A 17,406-nucleotide genomic window follows, 5' to 3' on the forward strand; every position below is an offset into this window, starting at 1 on the left:
ATATAATGCTTAAAAAATATTGGATAAAATGTCCGATTTGTAACGGAAAGACGAGAGTTCAAGTATTTCATAATACTGTATTAAAAGATTTTCCTCTTTTCTGCCCTAAATGCAAATTGACGCATATCATTGATGTAGAAAAATTAGAGATTGTAATCAAAAATACAGAAAAACAAACTTTTATTATTTAGAAGACCTGCTAACAAAAGTCAAGAAAAAAATTCAAAAATTTAAGCAGCACAAAAATGGCGCACCCAAACAAGCCACTTTGCATCTGAAATTTCAGATGGTGGCTGTCCGTAGATGATGAAACGGCATTATGCCTCGTCTAAGGCGTCCAAATAAGCTTTAACAGTTGCGTAGTAAATGCGGAGGAATTTGTTCGCCGAGGCCATCATGTAAACCTTGTAAGGCTTTCCTTCGGAACGCTTTCTGTCCATGAATTGGTATATGGGTTCATCTGGCGGAGCGTTCTGCAAGTAAATCCCCATTACGAGAAATAACGTTCTGCGCAGCGAGGACGAACCACGCTTAGAGATGCTTCTGCTGTAAACATCCATCTGCCCAGACTGGTACGGAGGGGCGTCAATACCCGCAAATGCCACCAAGGCTTTCTTGGAATGAAAGCGGCGAACGTCTCCGATTTCTGCCATGAGCTGTGGACCGAGTGCCGGGCCAACGCCAAATATCTTCATTACCACCGGATACTCCGGAAGCGAAGCTGCCAGTGACTGCATTTCCTGCTTGAGAGAGGCCAATGCCGTTGAGGTTACCCGGAGCAGAGAGACAGCCTGTTCCACCAAAAGCTTAGTGGTGTCTGTCTTTGGCATGACACCAAAATGGCCGCAGGCGGAAGCGTAGATATCCAGCGCCTTATCCTCGCTGAAATTGTAACCGAGTTTCTTACACCACTTCTGATATTTGGCAACAAAGACTTTCTCAGAGCTGCCGCAAACGCACTCACAGTGCCAGAATGTGGCTACAAAGTCCACCCACTTCTCGCTGCCGTCAGCGCGTGGAGGGCTTGAAAACAGGCGATTTGCGTCAGGGAAAGCAGTATCCAGCAAAGAAATTAGGTTGTTCTTCAGCATGGTTTGTACCTTGGAATACTGCTGGTACTGCCTGTAGCAGTTTTTCAGCATCAATCGGGTATCTTCTTCCGGAACGTACCTCGGTAAGGCAAGCCAGTGATCGAGACCGTAGTTTGCCAACTTGATGGCATCCTTCTTGTCGGTCTTGGCTCGCCGCAAACTGTTGTTCCCGTAGCCATGCACCAACATTGCATTGACTACTGAAACGTAAAAGCCGGAGTCATTTAGTAACCAGGCTACCGGCAGATGGTAATTACCCGTGGCTTCCATAACGACACGGGTCTCACCGGGCAGGCTTCTAAGCAGCTTTGCCAGCTCGCACAGTTCGCTGTCCGTGTGACGAACTTCAAAGGGAGAGACCGCCACTTCTCCAAAGGGGCGCATGACGGCGATCATGCTTTTGCCTTTGGAAACATCAATGCCAACAGAGTTCATGTATCTACCTCCAGTACAAAATCGCGCAACCGGAACCCATCTTTTACTCATTGCCGATTCAATCTATTGGGTGACACGAACTCCCCGGCATTGCGGTAGGCTCAACCTGCTTAAATCGAACGCTACAATAAGAGGACGGCTGACAGTCTTCTGAACGGACACGAAAGCCCAAGAAAGGAGAGGTCAGCCGGTTGCTCCTCTTATTGTAGCTTAGGCATGAGACGGATGAAAGCCGGACTGGCTGCCCGGCTTTCCTGTCCAAATTTATTGTAATAGAAAGGATATAAAAATGAAACGTTTACCTAAATATACGCCTGCGGAAGTACGGAATGATCCATACGGATTTACTTACAAAGAAATGTCGGAAGTTATTGGCGAGAATGAAGCAAAAGCCTTATATGAAGAATTATATAAGCAATTACCACGCAAAAAAAATCTATCAATGTTGGTAAAAAATATTTGCAAAAGCAGTGATACTGAAAAGTATGTTTACGAACTGAAAGACAACAAATACATTGAAACGGTTTTTATCAAGCGGCGAGATGGTGGAACTGTTTGCGTGAGCACACAAGTCGGTTGTCCTGTTGGTTGTATTTTTTGTGAGTCCGGGCGAAATGGCTTTGTTCGTAATCTAACATCGTCAGAAATCGTACAACAGATTATATTGTTGCGTCGAAAAGTAAACCGTATCGTTTTTATGGGTATGGGAGAGCCTTTATTCAATTATGACAACTTGATAAAAGCAATCCATATTCTCCGAGATAGATATGGGCTCAACTTTCCAACCGACGGCATTACCATATCAACAGTTGGTCCGGTCGATCAATTAAAAAAATTGCGCGAGGAACATCTTAAAATTCAGTTGACAATATCTTTACACGCAGCAACACAATCTGCAAGAAATCGTATTATTCCTCACATGCGCATATATGCTATTGAAGATGTTGTTAAGCAAGCCTTATCCTATTCTGAAAGGCATAATCGCAAAATTGTCTTTGCGTATTTGCTTTTACCGGGTATAAATGACCGGCCCTCAGATGTAAGACAACTTGCAAAATGGTTTCGGGGCAAAAAAGTTATGATTAACGTGTTACAATACAACCCAACAAGCAATTCAAGAATTAAAGCACCACAGAAACGGGAAATAGTTGCATTCAAACATCAATTAGAGCAAGCAGGACTTGAAGTTACTATGAGAGTTTCTCATGGCAGAGAGATTAACGCGGCTTGTGGACAGTTAGCTAACACATATAATAAATTCAAAAAAAAATGATTAAAAGTGCCAGACGCATAGACGCAGAGCCGATAACGCATTAGGTCAAAAAACCTATGTGTTATCGGCTTTTTTATTTAATATTGCGCAAAAGCCGCTGTTCCCTATTATAGAATGGATTGCGGGTAGTGTATTAAAGTCGCCCTTTTTTAAGGATACGGCGGTATCGGGGAGGTATCGCCGTGTCCATTTTTATTTACTGTAACCCGCCTAATGCTTTGCGGTCAAAAAAAGCTATGCTCCGCAAGCGGGATATTCCGGCTATGAGTATGAACTGTCAATACATCTAAATACTTCTTACATTTCCTTTGCGCTCGTCCGCGTCTTGCGGACGGGCGCATTTTGCTTTTTTCAACTTTTTTCTGAAAAACGCACTCAAGAGCCATCTCCCGAACGGGTACGGAGCGAAAGGGGCAGAGAGGACAAGCCCTTAACTCCCGTCCTCTACTCCACGCGGGAAGGAGGTGAACTCTATGGAGCTATCTTCTTCCGACAAGGAAAGAATACAACATCAGTACGACGCATTAGCAAAGAAAACTTTGGTTGGCGAAGCGAAAAGCCACCGCCGCACTCTTGCGAAACGCGCAGCACGCGAAGTACCTTTTTCGGATTTGAGCGAAAGCGAACTCGCGCAGCTTTTCACAACGGACGAATACAAAAGCGATTATTTCCGTTTTCAAGTGTCCGGCTTTGATGTACTCGTCAAAAATGAACTGCTTGCCGAAGCCCTTAACGCTTTGCCCGAAAGGAAACGCGACATTATCCTTTTGTCCTACTTCTTGGACATGAGCGACGCGGAAATTGCTGAACTGCTGAATGTTGTACGCACGACGGTTTTCCGGCACAGGAAATCCGCGCTTGCGAAAATCAAACAGTATTTGGAGGGAAAAGCAGATGATGAATACCGTTAGGAAATCTGAAAATCTGTTGCCGTTCCCTGTCATTTCCGCAGCGGCAAACGGCGACACAACCGCCATGTGCGCGATCTTGAAGCATTACGAGGGTTACATAGCGAAACTTTGTACCCGCACGCTGAAAGACGACGCGGGCAATACCTATTCCTATGTGGACGAGGAAATGCGTAACAGGCTGCAAGTGCGCCTTATTACCCGCACCCTTGCTTTTCATGTAGGATAATCTTTTAGCCCATGCGGGGAGCGTGTCCCCTTTCCACGCTTCCCGTTATGGGCTATTTGTCGTTCCGTAACAGCACATCGGAAACGGTGTACTGTTACAGGCCGACAAAGCCTATTGTTCCTTGACAAAGAAAGCGGCCTTTGGTGCGCAGCATAACAGGCAACGGGTACATTCCGTCTGTACCGAGCCGGGCGGCGGGTACGCCATGACCGCTTTTCCCCGTTGGGGAAAAGTCGAGCGAGAACTACCGCGCCGTAAAACAAGTTTAGCAGCTTGTGGGCGACGACATACAAGGCGGCACAATGATACTCCCGCGTTGAACACCCTCAAAGTATTGCGCGGCGCACCCATAAGCATGGGCCGGGGTGAAACTCCCGTGAGGTTGCAGCTAACAACCGCCCGTTTTGCCTTTTGACGAATATAGTTTATCCATACAGGAAAAGGAGGTTTTTCTAATGGATAAAAAACAGACAATTACAACCGAACGCAAAATAGGGAAAATCACCTATCTTGTTCAAGCGTTGCCGAGTGAAAAGGCAACCGATACAATCCATAAAAAGATTGAAAAACTCATTGTAAAGGATTTGCAGAAAAAGCCCGGAAATCCGGGCTTTTTAGCGTCCGAGTAGTGCATTAGGCGGCGGGATATGGTATAATGATAGCAACACATTATACCTGTTTATTCGGCTGTCGGAAAGGAGGACTAATGTTACAGTCGAATAAAATCACCGCCCTTTACTGCCGTTTAAGTCAAGAGGATATGCAGGCCGGAGAAAGCGGAAGCATACAGCACCAAAAAATGATACTTCAACGCTATGCGGACGAACACCATTTTTTGAACACAAAGTTTTTTGTGGACGACGGATTTTCCGGCGTGAGTTTTGAGCGCGAGGGGCTGCAAGCGATGTTGCAGGAAGTGGAAGCCGGACGAGTGGCGACGGTTATTACCAAAGACCTCTCCCGTCTTGGCAGAAACTATCTGAAAACGGGCGAACTCATAGAGATTGTATTTCCCGAAAACGGAGTGCGCTATATCGCGATTAACGACGGAGTTGACACAGCGCGGGAGGATAACGAGTTTACCCCCTTGCGGAACTGGTTTAACGAGTTTTACGCCCGCGATACAAGCAAGAAAATCCGTGCAGTTAAACAGGCACAGGCGCAAAAAGGCGAGCGTGTCAACGGGGAATATCCATACGGCTATATCCCAGACCCGAACAACCGCCACCACCTTATACCCGACCCGGAAACCGCGCCGATTGTCAAACAGGTTTTCGCTATGTTTGTTAGCGGCGTGCGTATGTGCGAAATCCAAAAATGGCTTGCGGAAAACAAAGTCTTGACGATTGGAGCGTTGCGCTATCAGCGCACAGGACAGGCGCGGTATCAGCGGGCAATGATCGCCCCCTATACTTGGCCGGACAAAACGCTCTATGACATATTAGCAAGGCAGGAATATTTAGGGCATACCATAACCGCGAAAACTCACAAGGTATCCTACAAGTCGAAAAAGACCCGGAAGAACGAAGAAGAACAACGCTATTTCTTCCCAAACACCCATGAGCCGCTTGTTGACGAGGAAACCTTTGAACTTGCGCAAAAGCGGATTGCTACCCGCCACCGCCCGACAAAAGCAGCGGAGATTGATATTTTTTCCGGCTTGCTGTTTTGCGCTGGTTGCGGACATAAGATGTATTACCAACAGGGCGTAAATATCGAGCCGCGCAGGTTTTCCTATTCTTGCGGCGCATGGCGCAACAGGGCAAGGACAGGCAGCGAGTGTACCTCTCATTATATCCGCAAAAACGTACTTCTTGATTTAGTGCTGGAAGATATGCGGCGGGTTTTGCAGTATGTTAAGGAACACGAACAGGACTTTATCTGTAAAGCTACCGAGTACGGCGACATGGAAGCGAGAAAGGCATTAGCGCAGCAGCAAAAGGAACTTTCCAAAGCACAGGCGCGTATGACCGAACTTGACACGCTTTTCCGCAAGCTGTACGAGGACAACGCATTAGGCAGACTGACAGATGAACGGTTTGTGTTTCTAACTTCCGGCTACGAGGACGAAAAGAAATCCCTTGCCGCAAGGATAGACGAGTTACAACAGCAGATCGCAACCGTTACCGAGCGAAAAAGGGATATATCAAGGTTTATTCAGATTGTCGGGAAATACAGCGACATACAGGAATTGACCTATGAAAACGTCCATGAGTTTATCGACCGTATTTTGATACATGAATTAGACCGGGAAACCAACACCCGGAAAATCGAAATCCATTACAGCTTTGTCGGACAGGTTGATACCGAGCAGGAGCCGACGCAAGTTGTCAACCATGACCGCCGTAACATGGTAGATGTAAAAAGTATCGCTATCTAACCCCAGCAAACAACAAGCCGGATTTCAGAATTCAGGTAAAAGGTTTGTTCGGGACAGAAGAGAAACGGTTTGAAGTGGTTGGCGGTGATAAGAAAAGACCAGCAACCAAGAAGAAATCCGACCTGGGCTGGATTGATCGGCTGGAAGAAATAGATGCTGCATTAGATGATTTTTGATGGCGATGCAGTGTGGAGGAGGTGCGGCTAAGTGACCTGGGCTGAATATTATGAGCGATATGACGGATGGCAGGAAAGTACTCAGTATAGCCGTCTGGCCTCTATCAAGGACTTCGGACCGGATGGAAGTCCATCTGAGGAAATATGTGACTGCATTCAGTATGTGGATACGCGCACAGCGACCAGCATTCTTCGCAGAGCATTAGCAGCGGGAGTCCGGTTTCGAGCCGCGGAAGTTGCGGAGATTGCAGATAGCGGGCAAATCGAAGATGAAGAAGCACTGGAAAAGTTGATTCAGACAGCTGTGGATGCTTATACGGGGGAACAGCTGGATACGCTGCTGAGCTGTCTTCCTGATCCGGAACCGGTGTTTGAGTTGATTGATAAGATTACTTCCAAACCAACGCACTTTACAGAGGAGGATGTTCTGACACTGCTTCCTAATCTGCCAGATGAGGAATCCATCTATCAGTTGGTCAACTCGACAGATGCGATTTTCACAGAAAATGGGCTGAATGAGTTATGTGATTATGGTGTGGACGAGTCTCTGATTAGGAAGATTTCAAAGCGCAGTGGCATTCCGTATGCTGATCCAGATGAGCCTGACGAGGAAATTTCGCTTAAAGAGGCACAACCGAAGAAGCCGGGACTGTTCAGCAGTATACTAATGGGAATGGCTCTGGCTGGCAGTCCTAAGCCTAAAAATACAGGCAAATGCACGGGAGATTGTGCTCATTGTCCTCCCCACTATGGTTATCGCTATGGGCGATGGTATTATGGACATGGGCATACACATGGCTGCGAATTCTGTGGAAATGGAGGATGCAGTGGGAAGTGCAACATAGATTGACTTCGCTTGCAATGTGGAATGACACGCCAAGAATTATTTACATGGATACGCCAGCAGTACGGCACAGAGCCGGAATACCCCTGGCATGACTGGAATGCGGTGCTGCGGCACAACGACAATAACAAATGGTATGGTGTAGTTCTGGAAGTATCTGCTGATAAGTTGGGACTGCCGGAAGCAGGCATCATTGATGTCCTTAATGTGAAAAGTGATCCGCTGCTGATAGGCTCTCTTCGTGGGCAAGACGGCTATTTTCCAGCCTATCACATGAATAAGGAAAAATGGCTTAGTATTCAGCTTGGCAAACCAGAACTGGATGATGCCATCAAAGACCTGCTTTCTTTGAGCTATGAGCTGACGGCACCGAAGAAGCGCAAACCAAAGTCATCAGCAAAAAATCCGGGAGATTTCGCAAATGGCAAAGAAAAAGAAACTGACGAAGGCTGAGCGAAAGGAAGCTCGCCTCCGAAAAGGCAAGCAGTGGCTGCTCACCTATACCGGCTCACCGAAAAAGATGAACAAGCATTACCGGGAACGCTTTCATGTGGATGCTGTGACTGCCGCTAAAGATTTGCAGGAGCTTGGAGTCAATTATACACAAGAGCAGCTTGACCAGATTAAACAGGCTGAAGAACAGCGGCTTCGGCAGCGGAGAATGGAGCGGGAAGCGAAAGAACGGGAACGGCTGGGAGAACTGTATGAGGACTGCGATGGTCGTTTTGCCTTTATCGCCGGATATACAGATGGCGGCGCACCGTATGGTGTGATGTGGGAAGAAGTCGGCATTGATCCGGGACTGCCGTTCGAGGAAAAAGTGAAGCTCTATCACATGCAGATGTTAGGCTGATAATTGTGCAGACGGCATCTGCACAATTTGCAACAAAAAAGAGGAGCCGGTCAAGGCTCCTCGAAGATACGTTATTTCAAAAAGTTGCTTTTATGTTCCAGTGCGTGCAGATTATAGCCAAGTGTGGCCAGGTGTGCTACCTTCAGCGCAACCAGATTGATGTCAGTGGACATCGCGCTGGCGATCTGCTCGGCTGTGTATCCATACTCATAGATGTAACGAAGGACTTCGTTGCTGTCCATCAAGATCTCCGCTGCTACGATGTTCGCTTCATATTCCGGTTTGGATTTCATGTCGTAGAGCATGAACTCATGAATCGGGGTGGTTTTCGCCATATTCCGGTGAAGCTGATCATGCCCTAATTCATGTGCGCACACGATGCGCAGCATGTTTTCATCCAGACTGTTATTCAGGAAAATAAAGCGATTTCGCTTAATCACCCGGTACATTCCCTTCAGGGAACCAAAATTTTCGCAAAGCATAACATTGATACCAAGCTGCCTTGCAATTTCAAAAGGGTCTCTGGAACCGTAGCGTTTTACCAGTTTCTCACCGACCCGTGAAAGCTGTTCCGCATTCATCATACCACCTCCAGTTTACAGTATAGCGAAAAGTGTGTACGATAAATATCACTGATCGGATTTTTTACGCCTCGTTTTCGGGGCGTATTTTTTATTGTTCTCTTTGGCAATCCAGTAGGCATCGGTCAGAGCTTTATAAGCTCCTTCGATGGCATCTTCGCTTAATTCGCCGCCAGCGAACATACCGGTCACTTCGCTGACCAGTTCTTCAATATCTTTGGCTGCTTTTGCGCCACCTTTTTCATGAGCTTCTACGACATAGGTGCCGCTGCTTCCCAGCAGGTACTCGGTAGTAGTATTCAGCGCATCTGCAATCTTCTGGATCGTGACCATATTGGATGGTTTGCGGCTGCCAAGCTCATAATTCTGAATTGTGCGGGCGGTTACACCGGCCTTCTCTGCAAGTTCTACCTGAGTTAAATTGGCTTCTGTTCTTTTTTCTTTCAACCTTTCTTTGAAGACCATAGGAATACCTCTTTCTTTTTTGATGACGAACACGAACACTTTTTCATAAAAACCTATTGACACGAAAAACTGTGCTTGCTATAATGACGATGAAAACACGAAATACAATTCGTGTAATTATAGTATCACAAGAAATGCTGTGTGTCAATGCGTTCGTGAAAAGTTGTTCGTGCTTTCACGAACGGAGAGGAGGAATACGGGATGCAAAGAGTGATTCTTCATTGTGATATGAATAATTTCTATGCCTCTGTCGAGTGTATGCTGAACCCGGAACTGAAGAACAAGCCGGTGGCAGTGTGCGGTTCTGTGGAGGAACGGCATGGTATCGTACTTGCGAAGAACTATGCAGCAAAGGCGTTTGGTGTTTCCACGGGGGAGGCAATCTGGCAGGCAAAGCAGAAGTGCCAGGATCTTGTGATCGTGGAGCCGCACTATGAGCAATATATGAAGTTTTCAAAGCTGGCTCGTGAAATATACAGTCGCTATACCGATCAGATCGAGCCGTATGGGATGGACGAATGCTGGCTGGATGTGACCGGAAGCGGCTGCATGGGAACCGGATTTGAAATTGCAGATGAGATTCGCAGAACGGTTAAGTTTGAATTGGGACTTACGATTTCCGCAGGAGTGAGTTTCAACAAGATTTTTGCCAAGCTTGGGTCGGATATGAAAAAGCCGGATGCGATTACCTGCATCGAAGCAGATTCGTTCCGGGAGAAGATTTGGTGTCTTCCCGCCTCTGACTTGCTTGGAGTCGGCAGAGCGACCGAGAAGGTTCTGTCCGGTTATGGGATTCATACCATTGGAGAGCTTGCTGCAACATCGGATGATTTCTTGAAGTGCCGCCTTGGAAAGAATGGACTGGCGATTAAGAAATATGCCAATGGACTGGATGATTCGCCGGTTATGCGTTCCGATTATGTCTCCCCAGTAAAGAGCATTGGGCATGGGATAACGACCATGCAGGATTTGGAGAATAACGCCGAAGTCTGGTGTGTCATGCTGGAACTGGTGCAGGAGATCGGAACCAAGCTGCGAACACATAAGAAGAAAGCCGGCGGAATAGCGATTTCCATCCGTAACAACGAGCTTTACACGAAAGAGTGGCAGTGCCGGATTAGTATTCCGACACAAAGCCCTACTTATCTGGCGAAAACTGCATTTGCATTATTTGCAAAAAACTATCAGTGGGAACACCCGATTCGTTCAGTGACAGTTCGGGCAATCAACCTGTTTGAAGAGGATTGTCCGATACAATACGACCTATTCACCGATGTGAAATCACTGGATCGCCAGGAACGGTTGGACGCAGCGATTGAGCAGATTCGATTCCGATTCGGGAAAGATGCGATTAAAAATGGGGTACTTTTTCAGAAAAGCAAGATGCCGACAGAGCGAAAGGTGGATTTGGTTATGCCGACAGGAATGATTGGTTAATACAGCACCGGTAGAATCTGGTGAGTTCTTTGCTAAAAGAAGTCAACACATTCGCCGGTTTACAGAGGAGGAGCGTAGAATATGTCGGAACAGAAGTGTAGAAAAGTATATGTACCTGTGAATTTGGATGTGGATGCCGAGGGAAATATCCGCCCGCGCTTGATTCGGTGGATTGACGGACGGGTGTATGAGATCGACCGATTGAAGCATAAGTGTCGGGCTGCTTCCACGAAGGTAGGTGGCTGCGGAATCCGCTATACGGTCATGATCGGTGGGCATGAGAGTTTCCTGTACAACGAAGATGAAAAATGGTTCGTTGAAGCAAAGGAGCCGTGCCTATGATCCTTTCGCAGAAAAACATAGAAGAAATCGCTGTTGCAGTGATAAGAGATTTTCAAAAGTCCTTTTTCGGCAGCGAAGCAGATGATCCGGCAAGATTCGCACTTCCGACACCCATTGATCAGTTTGCATCCGATTATCTGAACCTGAAGGTGTCATTTCAAAAGTTGTCCTCGGACGGAAGCATCTATGGTCTGACCGCGTATGTGGATACAGAATATCAGATTGAAGTCGATGGAAGTCAGAGGAGCATCTTCCTGAAAACCAATGATGTGGTTCTGGACAAGAGCTTCATTGAACCGGAGAATATACGGAAACTCTGCGGAAAACGCAGATTTACGCTGGCACATGAGTGCGCTCACCAGATATTGTTTCAGCTGGATGCCGATGACCGAAAGATAGCCTGCCATAAGAGACCGGAAGTGAGGAAAAAAGGTTCCCGCGTTCTGAGAACGCAGGAAGATTGGAACGAGTGGCAGGCCAATTCGCTGGGAGCTGCCATCCTGATGCCCCAGTCAGAAGTGGATCGGGCGATGTGGTTCATCAACAGCAGAAAGCCTCTGACATGTTATGGATGGCGTTTTTATAACAAAGACCAGGTGAAGATAGATACTTTCTGTGGTGTCTTTGGCGTTTCGAGATCGGCAGCTGCTATCCGCTTGGAACAACTGGGCTATCTGAACCGGAAAAAGGATTATGAATATCGTGATCCATTGGAGGTGTGGCCATGAGCAGGAATATCAGAGTATCGGAACCATCTGCGGAAATGCAGATTAAAATCATCCGGGCAAAGGATGCGATTGCTTCGCAAAAGCCCAGGATTGTCAGGTGCCCTTATTGCCGACACAATTCAATCATCGTCTTTGAGGATACCAGAGGACATGTGCAGACCAAATGTAAGGCCTGCGGACGCGAGACCGTCTTCAATGTTTTGGAGATGAGAAGATTACGGAGATTGCAGCTCTACTATTCGTCTTTGAATGGTTGAGATGACAATAAATAACCCTATTAACACAATTTTATAAGTCATAGCTGTGCTGTGGAGCCGCTGACAGGCGAAGTCTTCCGAATGCCGCATGAGACAGAATTATGGGATACCCATGTTCTGTTTTATCGGCACAGGATTTTTCTTCACCGTCATGCGGCTCTTTTTTTGACCTTCCGTCGATCCGGTTCTGTACCGGCTGTGCGGAAGGAGAAACGTATGTATTTTGACGCAAAAGAGTTTGGTAAGAGACTTCACGATGTTCGCACTTCCCGTGGCATTACGCAGGAGGAACTGGCGGTTCGCCTGGGCCTGGCAAGCAAGCAGCATGTCAGCCGCATGGAGAACGGTGAACGCAGCTGCTCTATTGACTTGCTGATTGAACTGTCCTGCATCCTCCATGTCAGCACGGATTATCTTCTTATGGGCAGCGAGCCAAGCAAAGAGGAAGTCAAAAATGATCTTCTTAGTATTATTTCGGAGCTGTCTACGATTGCGAAGAAAATCTAAAAAGCATTAGGCGCAATATAACTGCTGACGGCGTAGAATCATGGTGGCTATCTTGGTGGATACCTTGATGGGTGTCATCCTCTAAGTTATCATGGGTTGCGTCATAGGACTTATCATTGGCTGTACCCATGATAGAGTGAGCATGAGTGATTTGAGCACCCTCACTGCCGTGGGCAATAAGGTGGATACAAAGATTCAAAACTGTGTGTGGGATGTCCGGCGATTTATCTTGCTCACTAACTTGGTCATTGACTAAGTTTTTCTGACTAAGTTGGTAATTTACATTTTTCAAGATGACTCTGAAATCTGTTGCCGTTGAGAAAATTTTCGGATTATATGCCGCTGTATATCCAGGCGGCTTTTCGGTTTCCCTGACGATTTTGCGTAGGCCGCTTCCATGACGCTCCATGTATTTCATGCGTTGGAACGGGTCAGCAATCACAGGGCTTGCCATATTGAACGGATACTTTTTAGTGTCAAAAACAAATCAGAAAATAAAAACGGAAAATCCGTTGATATTTTCTGATTTGCGGCGTATAATAAGATTATAAGAAAATAAAAACAAAAAAACTGTTTTTAGAGGAGGACTACCTATGAAAATACTCCGCATCACCGCACAAGGACTCCCATTATTCAAAAAAGACTTGGATATTTGCTTTTATACGCAGCAACGTGTTTGCGAAGAGGACAAAGATAGTCTTTACCGTTTGACGGATAATTACTATCTCCACTCTGCCTGTGCTTTCATTGGAATTAACGCATCTGGCAAGACCTCGGTATTAAAGGTCATTAGCTTGGCCTTAAATATTGTGAAAAATGAGCCCATCAATCATGTGGAGGCAAAAAGCATTCTTGGCGGAGCGAAGAATGTTACAATCCGCACATATTTTTATGATAAGCGTAGCTACATCTGCTGCTTGGAAACTGTAATTGCGGCAAAGAAGTCGAAAACAGGGGAATATGTGTATTCGATTCTGTCTGAAAGCCTTTGGGAAAAACCGATTGCAACCGTTAAGTCGAAAAAGTATCTGACAGATTTTACAGGAATGAAGCCTGTAGAGCAGCGCAATAGCGATGAAGCATACCTTTCTGATGATGTCAGCTTTGTCATTGCACATAATAAAAAAGCGAATGATACAGTGGAAATATTCAGCCTGCTTTCCTATACGAATGTGAATGTGCTTCCATTTACCGAAGATATTCCATTGGAGGTAATTGCGCTTCTCGATCCGACCATTGAGAAATTGTGTTTTGAGCAGGCAGAGGGAAAAACATTTATCCACTTGAAGTTTAAGGATGAAGAAGAGATTATCCTGAATAATGCGGCAGACCTTGAGCAGTATCTGTCCTCTGGTACGATTAAGGGTATTATTACATTCTCGATGGTAAAGGAAGTTCTTCATTCAGGTGGTTATCTTCTGGTAGATGAAATAGAGAATCATTTCAACAAGGAAATTGTAACGACCTTAGTGCGCTTCTTTATGGACAGCCGACTGAACAAAAATGGCGGAACGCTTATTTTCACTACGCATTATCCGGAACTGCTGGACGAATATGACCGAAATGACGGAATTTGTATCGTTAGAAACCGTAATGGCATTACAGCAGAAAATCTGAGCTATATATTGAAACGTAATGATATTAAAAAGAGTGATGCTTACCAGAGCGGCTTCCTTGAGGGAACAACGCCAGCATATGAAGCGTATATGCGCTTGAAGAAAAGCCTGGCTGCTTCAATCAAATAAGGAGGCGGCAGAATGGAATTAGCAAAATACAAGGCGTGTATATGTGAAGGCTCTGCCGAAGAAGCTATTATCGACATACAGGTTGATAATGATCTTCTGATTTTCAACAGAGAAGAAATGTTGGAAGAACGTGTCATTCGTTGCAGAAGTGCTAAACGATTCGAGGAGCGATACTTACGGAAAGGATTCGATGAGCAGATTTCTGTGATACGGATTTTGGATTCTCGCAGAGAGGAATTTCGATTGAGTAAAGCATATGAGCAGAAAATTGACGTGGTAAATGTCATTACTGCTCCAGAAATTGAAATGCTGATTATTCATGCGGAAGGAGCATATGATCAGTTTAAGCGTTCTGGAAAAAAACCAAGCGAATTTTGTAAAATAAATCTTCGGATGCATGATGTGAAGTCGTATGATTTTGTGAAGCAGTATTTCAGTAATCCTCAGCTCTTGGTGAAAGCCATAAAAGAGTATCGCAGAACAGCAAATATCCCCAAAGGAGAATACAGCTTGTCTGATTTGCTGAGATGAGCGTTGCTTTTTTGATACATTAGCCGTGACTCAAATGGTCACCAGGAGATAAACGGGTACCAGTTTATAGAAAATAGAATAGAATCGTCTTTGATGCCTCGTTGGGAAACCAACGGGGTATTTTTTTGCCTCAATCCGGCTGTATAGAACACTGAAAAAGTCAAAACGAACCGTATGTAGTCCTGCAAGGACAACCAAAGTGCGCCTACGAGGCCAACGCGAAACCGGAGGATTCTTGTTAAACTTACTTTGTAAGGACGAAAGTCCGAATGTCCCTTGAAAACTGAATACTCATTCTTCAGGTACATTCCTGTTTGGTCGAGTCTTCGACTGCACGCCATGAAGCCCATCGGGGCGATAGCGGTTTCGCAGAAGCAAATGCCGGATTGCAACCGGCGGCGGTGTTAAAGCCAGACAGGGACAATGATACTTCCGTAATTCGCGGTCCGGCCATAAGGAAGGCGGGATGGTTAAATTCCAATGGAGCAGTGAAGCACACTGCCGCCTGTGAGAAATCCTACATCTCTGGGGTGATAAGAAAAAGTACAGAGAAACCATATTTTCAGAAAGCGCTGCCGGGTGCTGTATCAGCATGATACCTGGCAGGCTTTATCCATATCAGTGTATGGAGATTGGAGACAACAGCATATGAAAGAAAACTGGGTTTATCGGCGAGGTGATTTATATCTCGCCAATCTCGGTGTTCCGGTAGGATCAAAGCAGGGCGGTGTTCGTCCTGTTGTGGTTCTTCAGAATGATGTCGGCAATTATTATGCGCCGACGATCACGATTGCTCCGCTGACATCGAAAATTGAGAAGAAGCGAAAACAGCCAACGCATTTCTTTCTCCGTAAAGCAAAGGGACTGGCAAAACCGTCCATGGTATTGGCAGAACAGCTCGACACCTGCGACAAGATATGCGTGATTCGCTATCTTGGGCGGGTAAGTAAGGGGCAGATGCGTGGGATTGATGAAGCTGTAAGGATTCAACTTGGATATTACATTCCGGAACAAGCAGAGAAAAAAAGACAGGGCAAATGCCGAAAGGATGGCGAAGAAGGCGATGGATAAACTGATTACAAGGAAAGAAGCAGCCAGTATACTGGGAATCAGCGTAAAAACACTGGATGCTGCAAGAACAGACGGTTTGATCTCCTATGTTCAGTATGTGGAAAACGGCTGCGTTTATTTCACGGAAGTGGGGATTCAGGAGTACATTGCAAAATGTACGCACCGTGCAAAACCGATGGAACGTGCTGCGACATATCGCAAACCTCGAAGCTTTCGGCGGTGAAAATCGACATCGTTGAGTATGGACGATGAATCCGCAATAATGAAAGCATCAACAGGATTGGAGGTAATGATATGGCGGCAAGAAGAATGATGCTTCCCGATTATGGTACGGTGAGTATGAAGGGAACGCAATATTATCGAACCCGTGTAACAGATCAGCAGGGACGGCGGGTTTCCTTATATGCAAGAACGAGAGAGGAACTGTACCAGAAGGAACAGGAAGCGATCCAGCAGATTGAGAACAAGACGTATCGCCGCAGTACACCTACAGTGGAGGAGTATTGCGAGAAATGGCTGCTGATGCAGTCGGCACAGATCAGGATGACAACGCTGATTGACTATACATCGAAAGTGAAGAACTACATCATCAAGCCATTGGGCGATATGCATATGGGAGATGTAACAGCAGATGACATTCGCCTGGCACTGTTGGAGGCATCGAAAAAGTCGGCATCCGTGTGCAAATCAGTGAACGTTCTATATAAGTGTATTTTCACGGCAGCAATGGAGAGTAAGATCATTGATGAGAATCCGACCATCTATCTGAAGAAGAATGTGGGCGGGATTCCCCAGAAGGATCGCCTCCCGCTTACGGATGAGCAGGTGGATAAGCTGCTGGATGCCATTTACGGCTTACCGCCGTATGTGTTCGTGATGCTGGGGCTGTACGCAGGATTGCGGAGAGAAGAAATCCTCGGACTTCAATGGGATTCGGTGTATCTTGATTGCGAGGCTCCGTACCTTACCGTTCGGAGAGCCTGGCATACGGAGCATAATCGTCCGGTGATTCTGACAGAGCTGAAAACAAAGGCAGCGCATCGGAATGTCCCTCTGCCGGACAATCTTCTGGAATGTCTGAAAGAGGCGAAGAAGACATCGACATCGGATTTTGTGGTTGCAAACCGGGATGGAGACCCGTTGTCCTATACGCAGTTCAAGAGATTATGGCAGTATATCGTAACCCGTACCACCAAGGAACGCTGCTATTACCGCTATGAAGATGGCAAGAGGGTGAAGCATACGGTGAAGCCGGTTCTGGGGCAAAAGGCAGCACACAATGGAAATGTGGTTTACAGTCTGGACTTTGAGGTGACTCCGCATCAGCTGCGGCACACCTACATTACGAATCTGATTCATGCTTCGGTTGATCCGAAGACGGTTCAGTATCTTGCCGGTCATGAAAGCAGCAAGATCACCATGGATATTTACGCCAAGGTGAAATATAATCGCCCAGAGCAGCTCGCAGGAGTGCTGGAAGATGCTTTTGCATCGTGGGATTAAGAGTAAATCAGAAAGAAATTAGGGCAGGGATGGTCAAAAATCCCTGCCTT

General features: G+C 46.2%; 22 protein-coding genes and 1 pseudogene. 19 read left to right on the plus strand and 4 right to left on the minus strand.

Translation table 11 applies throughout. The annotated features are described in order from the left end of the window. The first annotated feature begins 5 nt into the window (after positions 1-5). Positions 6-191 (plus strand): cysteine-rich KTR domain-containing protein, encoded by a 186-nt coding sequence (locus DWX00_RS03070; RefSeq protein WP_003431289.1) that lies wholly within the window; start codon positions 6-8, stop codon positions 189-191. 126 nt (positions 192-317) lie between these two features. Here the strand turns inward: DWX00_RS03070 and DWX00_RS03075 are convergent, their stop codons facing one another. Beyond that, entirely contained in the window at positions 318-1,526 is a 1,209-nt protein-coding gene (locus DWX00_RS03075; protein ID WP_117964060.1) for an IS110 family transposase, read from the minus strand. Positions 1,527-1,815: 289 nt separating this feature from the next. On the opposite strand from DWX00_RS03075, the gene rlmN reads away from it, so the two are divergent. From rlmN to DWX00_RS03125, 8 genes are all read left to right on the plus strand, one after another. Next, entirely contained in the window at positions 1,816-2,799 is a 984-nt protein-coding gene (rlmN, locus tag DWX00_RS03080; RefSeq protein WP_002584956.1) for a 23S rRNA (adenine(2503)-C(2))-methyltransferase RlmN, read from the plus strand. Between the two features lie 473 nt (positions 2,800-3,272). Continuing rightward, positions 3,273-3,710, plus strand: coding sequence for a sigma-70 family RNA polymerase sigma factor (locus DWX00_RS03085; protein ID WP_003502131.1), 438 nt, complete (start codon positions 3,273-3,275; stop codon positions 3,708-3,710). Further along, on the plus strand, positions 3,694-3,936 hold the full coding sequence (locus DWX00_RS03090; protein WP_002604473.1) for a helix-turn-helix domain-containing protein: 243 nt from the start codon (positions 3,694-3,696) through the stop codon (positions 3,934-3,936). The genes DWX00_RS03085 and DWX00_RS03090 overlap by 17 nt, the downstream gene beginning before the upstream one ends. Positions 3,937-4,391: 455 nt before the next feature. After that, entirely contained in the window at positions 4,392-4,565 is a 174-nt protein-coding gene (locus tag DWX00_RS03100) for a transposon-encoded TnpW family protein (RefSeq protein ID WP_002604472.1), read from the plus strand. Between the two features lie 77 nt (positions 4,566-4,642). Continuing rightward, the gene (locus DWX00_RS03105; protein ID WP_069989194.1) at positions 4,643-6,316 is read left to right on the plus strand and encodes a recombinase family protein; all 1,674 of its coding nucleotides are present in this window, start codon (positions 4,643-4,645) and stop codon (positions 6,314-6,316) included. Between the two features lie 207 nt (positions 6,317-6,523). Beyond that, positions 6,524-7,342 (plus strand): hypothetical protein, encoded by an 819-nt coding sequence (locus DWX00_RS03115; RefSeq protein WP_117964041.1) that lies wholly within the window; start codon positions 6,524-6,526, stop codon positions 7,340-7,342. Positions 7,343-7,360: 18 nt separating this feature from the next. Next, positions 7,361-7,789 (plus strand): MmcQ/YjbR family DNA-binding protein, encoded by a 429-nt coding sequence (locus tag DWX00_RS03120; RefSeq protein WP_117964040.1) that lies wholly within the window; start codon positions 7,361-7,363, stop codon positions 7,787-7,789. Continuing rightward, on the plus strand, positions 7,758-8,189 hold the full coding sequence (locus DWX00_RS03125; protein ID WP_117964039.1) for a hypothetical protein: 432 nt from the start codon (positions 7,758-7,760) through the stop codon (positions 8,187-8,189). Before DWX00_RS03120 ends, DWX00_RS03125 begins: the two co-directional genes overlap by 32 nt. A 71-nt stretch (positions 8,190-8,260) precedes the next feature. On the opposite strand, the gene DWX00_RS03130 is transcribed toward DWX00_RS03125, so the two are convergent. Together DWX00_RS03130 and DWX00_RS03135 are read right to left on the minus strand one after the other, a co-directional pair. Next, a complete protein-coding gene (locus DWX00_RS03130) occupies positions 8,261-8,773 on the minus strand; it encodes an ImmA/IrrE family metallo-endopeptidase (RefSeq protein ID WP_330416899.1) in 513 nt (170 codons plus the stop codon). Positions 8,774-8,818: 45 nt separating this feature from the next. Further along, positions 8,819-9,235 (minus strand): helix-turn-helix domain-containing protein, encoded by a 417-nt coding sequence (locus tag DWX00_RS03135; protein ID WP_002576372.1) that lies wholly within the window; start codon positions 9,233-9,235, stop codon positions 8,819-8,821. A 201-nt stretch (positions 9,236-9,436) separates the two neighbouring features. Between DWX00_RS03135 and DWX00_RS03140 the strand changes: the two genes are divergently transcribed. The 5 genes from DWX00_RS03140 (at position 9,437) to DWX00_RS03160 (ending at position 12,506) form a co-directional block, all read left to right on the plus strand. After that, positions 9,437-10,672, plus strand: a complete 1,236-nt coding sequence (locus tag DWX00_RS03140; RefSeq protein WP_117964037.1) for a DNA polymerase Y family protein — start codon at positions 9,437-9,439, stop codon at positions 10,670-10,672. Positions 10,673-10,753: 81 nt separating this feature from the next. After that, positions 10,754-11,014: a hypothetical protein gene (locus DWX00_RS03145; RefSeq protein WP_013274265.1), complete on the plus strand. Its 261-nt coding sequence runs from the start codon at positions 10,754-10,756 to the stop codon at positions 11,012-11,014. Beyond that, positions 11,011-11,742 carry an ImmA/IrrE family metallo-endopeptidase gene (locus DWX00_RS03150; RefSeq protein ID WP_117964036.1) on the plus strand — a complete coding sequence of 244 codons (732 nt, stop codon included), beginning with the start codon at positions 11,011-11,013 and terminating at the stop codon, positions 11,740-11,742. Before DWX00_RS03145 ends, DWX00_RS03150 begins: the two co-directional genes overlap by 4 nt. After that, a complete protein-coding gene (locus tag DWX00_RS03155; RefSeq protein WP_008396552.1) occupies positions 11,739-11,999 on the plus strand; it encodes a hypothetical protein in 261 nt (86 codons plus the stop codon). Before DWX00_RS03150 ends, DWX00_RS03155 begins: the two co-directional genes overlap by 4 nt. Positions 12,000-12,215: 216 nt before the next feature. Then, entirely contained in the window at positions 12,216-12,506 is a 291-nt protein-coding gene (locus tag DWX00_RS03160) for a helix-turn-helix domain-containing protein (RefSeq protein ID WP_002576367.1), read from the plus strand. A 265-nt stretch (positions 12,507-12,771) separates the two neighbouring features. Here the strand turns inward: DWX00_RS03160 and DWX00_RS20510 are convergent. Next, a pseudogene (locus DWX00_RS20510) lies at positions 12,772-12,954 on the minus strand (ATP-binding protein); the annotation flags it as partial. Positions 12,955-13,099: 145 nt separating this feature from the next. Here DWX00_RS20510 and DWX00_RS03170 point away from each other — a divergent pair. From DWX00_RS03170 to DWX00_RS03195, 5 genes are all read left to right on the plus strand, one after another. After that, complete coding sequence (locus DWX00_RS03170) at positions 13,100-14,251, plus strand: AAA family ATPase (protein ID WP_117964034.1); 1,152 nt, start codon at positions 13,100-13,102, stop codon at positions 14,249-14,251. Positions 14,252-14,263: 12 nt separating this feature from the next. Beyond that, a complete protein-coding gene (locus DWX00_RS03175) occupies positions 14,264-14,782 on the plus strand; it encodes a hypothetical protein (RefSeq protein WP_117964033.1) in 519 nt (172 codons plus the stop codon). Between the two features lie 648 nt (positions 14,783-15,430). Beyond that, a complete protein-coding gene (locus DWX00_RS03185; RefSeq protein WP_002576364.1) occupies positions 15,431-15,853 on the plus strand; it encodes a type II toxin-antitoxin system PemK/MazF family toxin in 423 nt (140 codons plus the stop codon). Further along, complete coding sequence (locus DWX00_RS03190) at positions 15,846-16,076, plus strand: hypothetical protein (protein WP_002576363.1); 231 nt, start codon at positions 15,846-15,848, stop codon at positions 16,074-16,076. The genes DWX00_RS03185 and DWX00_RS03190 overlap by 8 nt, the downstream gene beginning before the upstream one ends. Positions 16,077-16,147: 71 nt before the next feature. Next, a complete protein-coding gene (locus tag DWX00_RS03195; RefSeq protein WP_118594637.1) occupies positions 16,148-17,356 on the plus strand; it encodes a tyrosine-type recombinase/integrase in 1,209 nt (402 codons plus the stop codon). The last annotated feature ends 50 nt before the right edge of the window (positions 17,357-17,406 follow it).

This window comes from Blautia sp. AF17-9LB (genome assembly GCF_003479185.1).
In the GTDB taxonomy this organism is placed as follows: domain Bacteria; phylum Bacillota; class Clostridia; order Lachnospirales; family Lachnospiraceae; genus Fusicatenibacter; species Fusicatenibacter saccharivorans.

Excerpts from the sequence above, each read along its gene's own strand:
- DWX00_RS03135 (WP_002576372.1), bottom strand. The coding sequence starts at position 9,235 with ATGGTCTTCAAAGAAAGGTTGAAAGAAAAAAGAACAGAAGCCAATTTA.
- DWX00_RS03190 (WP_002576363.1), top strand. The coding sequence starts at position 15,846 with ATGGATAAACTGATTACAAGGAAAGAAGCAGCCAGTATACTGGGAATC.
- DWX00_RS03170 (WP_117964034.1), top strand. The coding sequence starts at position 13,100 with ATGAAAATACTCCGCATCACCGCACAAGGACTCCCATTATTCAAAAAA.
- DWX00_RS03175 (WP_117964033.1), top strand. The coding sequence starts at position 14,264 with ATGGAATTAGCAAAATACAAGGCGTGTATATGTGAAGGCTCTGCCGAA.
- DWX00_RS03075 (WP_117964060.1), bottom strand. The coding sequence starts at position 1,526 with ATGAACTCTGTTGGCATTGATGTTTCCAAAGGCAAAAGCATGATCGCC.
- DWX00_RS03085 (WP_003502131.1), top strand. The coding sequence starts at position 3,273 with ATGGAGCTATCTTCTTCCGACAAGGAAAGAATACAACATCAGTACGAC.
- DWX00_RS03140 (WP_117964037.1), top strand. The coding sequence starts at position 9,437 with ATGCAAAGAGTGATTCTTCATTGTGATATGAATAATTTCTATGCCTCT.
- rlmN (WP_002584956.1), top strand. The coding sequence starts at position 1,816 with ATGAAACGTTTACCTAAATATACGCCTGCGGAAGTACGGAATGATCCA.
- DWX00_RS03155 (WP_008396552.1), top strand. The coding sequence starts at position 11,739 with ATGAGCAGGAATATCAGAGTATCGGAACCATCTGCGGAAATGCAGATT.
- DWX00_RS03105 (WP_069989194.1), top strand. The coding sequence starts at position 4,643 with ATGTTACAGTCGAATAAAATCACCGCCCTTTACTGCCGTTTAAGTCAA.
- DWX00_RS03185 (WP_002576364.1), top strand. The coding sequence starts at position 15,431 with ATGAAAGAAAACTGGGTTTATCGGCGAGGTGATTTATATCTCGCCAAT.
- DWX00_RS03145 (WP_013274265.1), top strand. The coding sequence starts at position 10,754 with ATGTCGGAACAGAAGTGTAGAAAAGTATATGTACCTGTGAATTTGGAT.
- DWX00_RS03125 (WP_117964039.1), top strand. The coding sequence starts at position 7,758 with ATGGCAAAGAAAAAGAAACTGACGAAGGCTGAGCGAAAGGAAGCTCGC.
- DWX00_RS03070 (WP_003431289.1), top strand. The coding sequence starts at position 6 with ATGCTTAAAAAATATTGGATAAAATGTCCGATTTGTAACGGAAAGACG.
- DWX00_RS03130 (WP_330416899.1), bottom strand. The coding sequence starts at position 8,773 with ATGATGAATGCGGAACAGCTTTCACGGGTCGGTGAGAAACTGGTAAAA.
- DWX00_RS03090 (WP_002604473.1), top strand. The coding sequence starts at position 3,694 with ATGATGAATACCGTTAGGAAATCTGAAAATCTGTTGCCGTTCCCTGTC.
- DWX00_RS03150 (WP_117964036.1), top strand. The coding sequence starts at position 11,011 with ATGATCCTTTCGCAGAAAAACATAGAAGAAATCGCTGTTGCAGTGATA.
- DWX00_RS03160 (WP_002576367.1), top strand. The coding sequence starts at position 12,216 with ATGTATTTTGACGCAAAAGAGTTTGGTAAGAGACTTCACGATGTTCGC.
- DWX00_RS03100 (WP_002604472.1), top strand. The coding sequence starts at position 4,392 with ATGGATAAAAAACAGACAATTACAACCGAACGCAAAATAGGGAAAATC.
- DWX00_RS03120 (WP_117964040.1), top strand. The coding sequence starts at position 7,361 with ATGACACGCCAAGAATTATTTACATGGATACGCCAGCAGTACGGCACA.
- DWX00_RS03195 (WP_118594637.1), top strand. The coding sequence starts at position 16,148 with ATGGCGGCAAGAAGAATGATGCTTCCCGATTATGGTACGGTGAGTATG.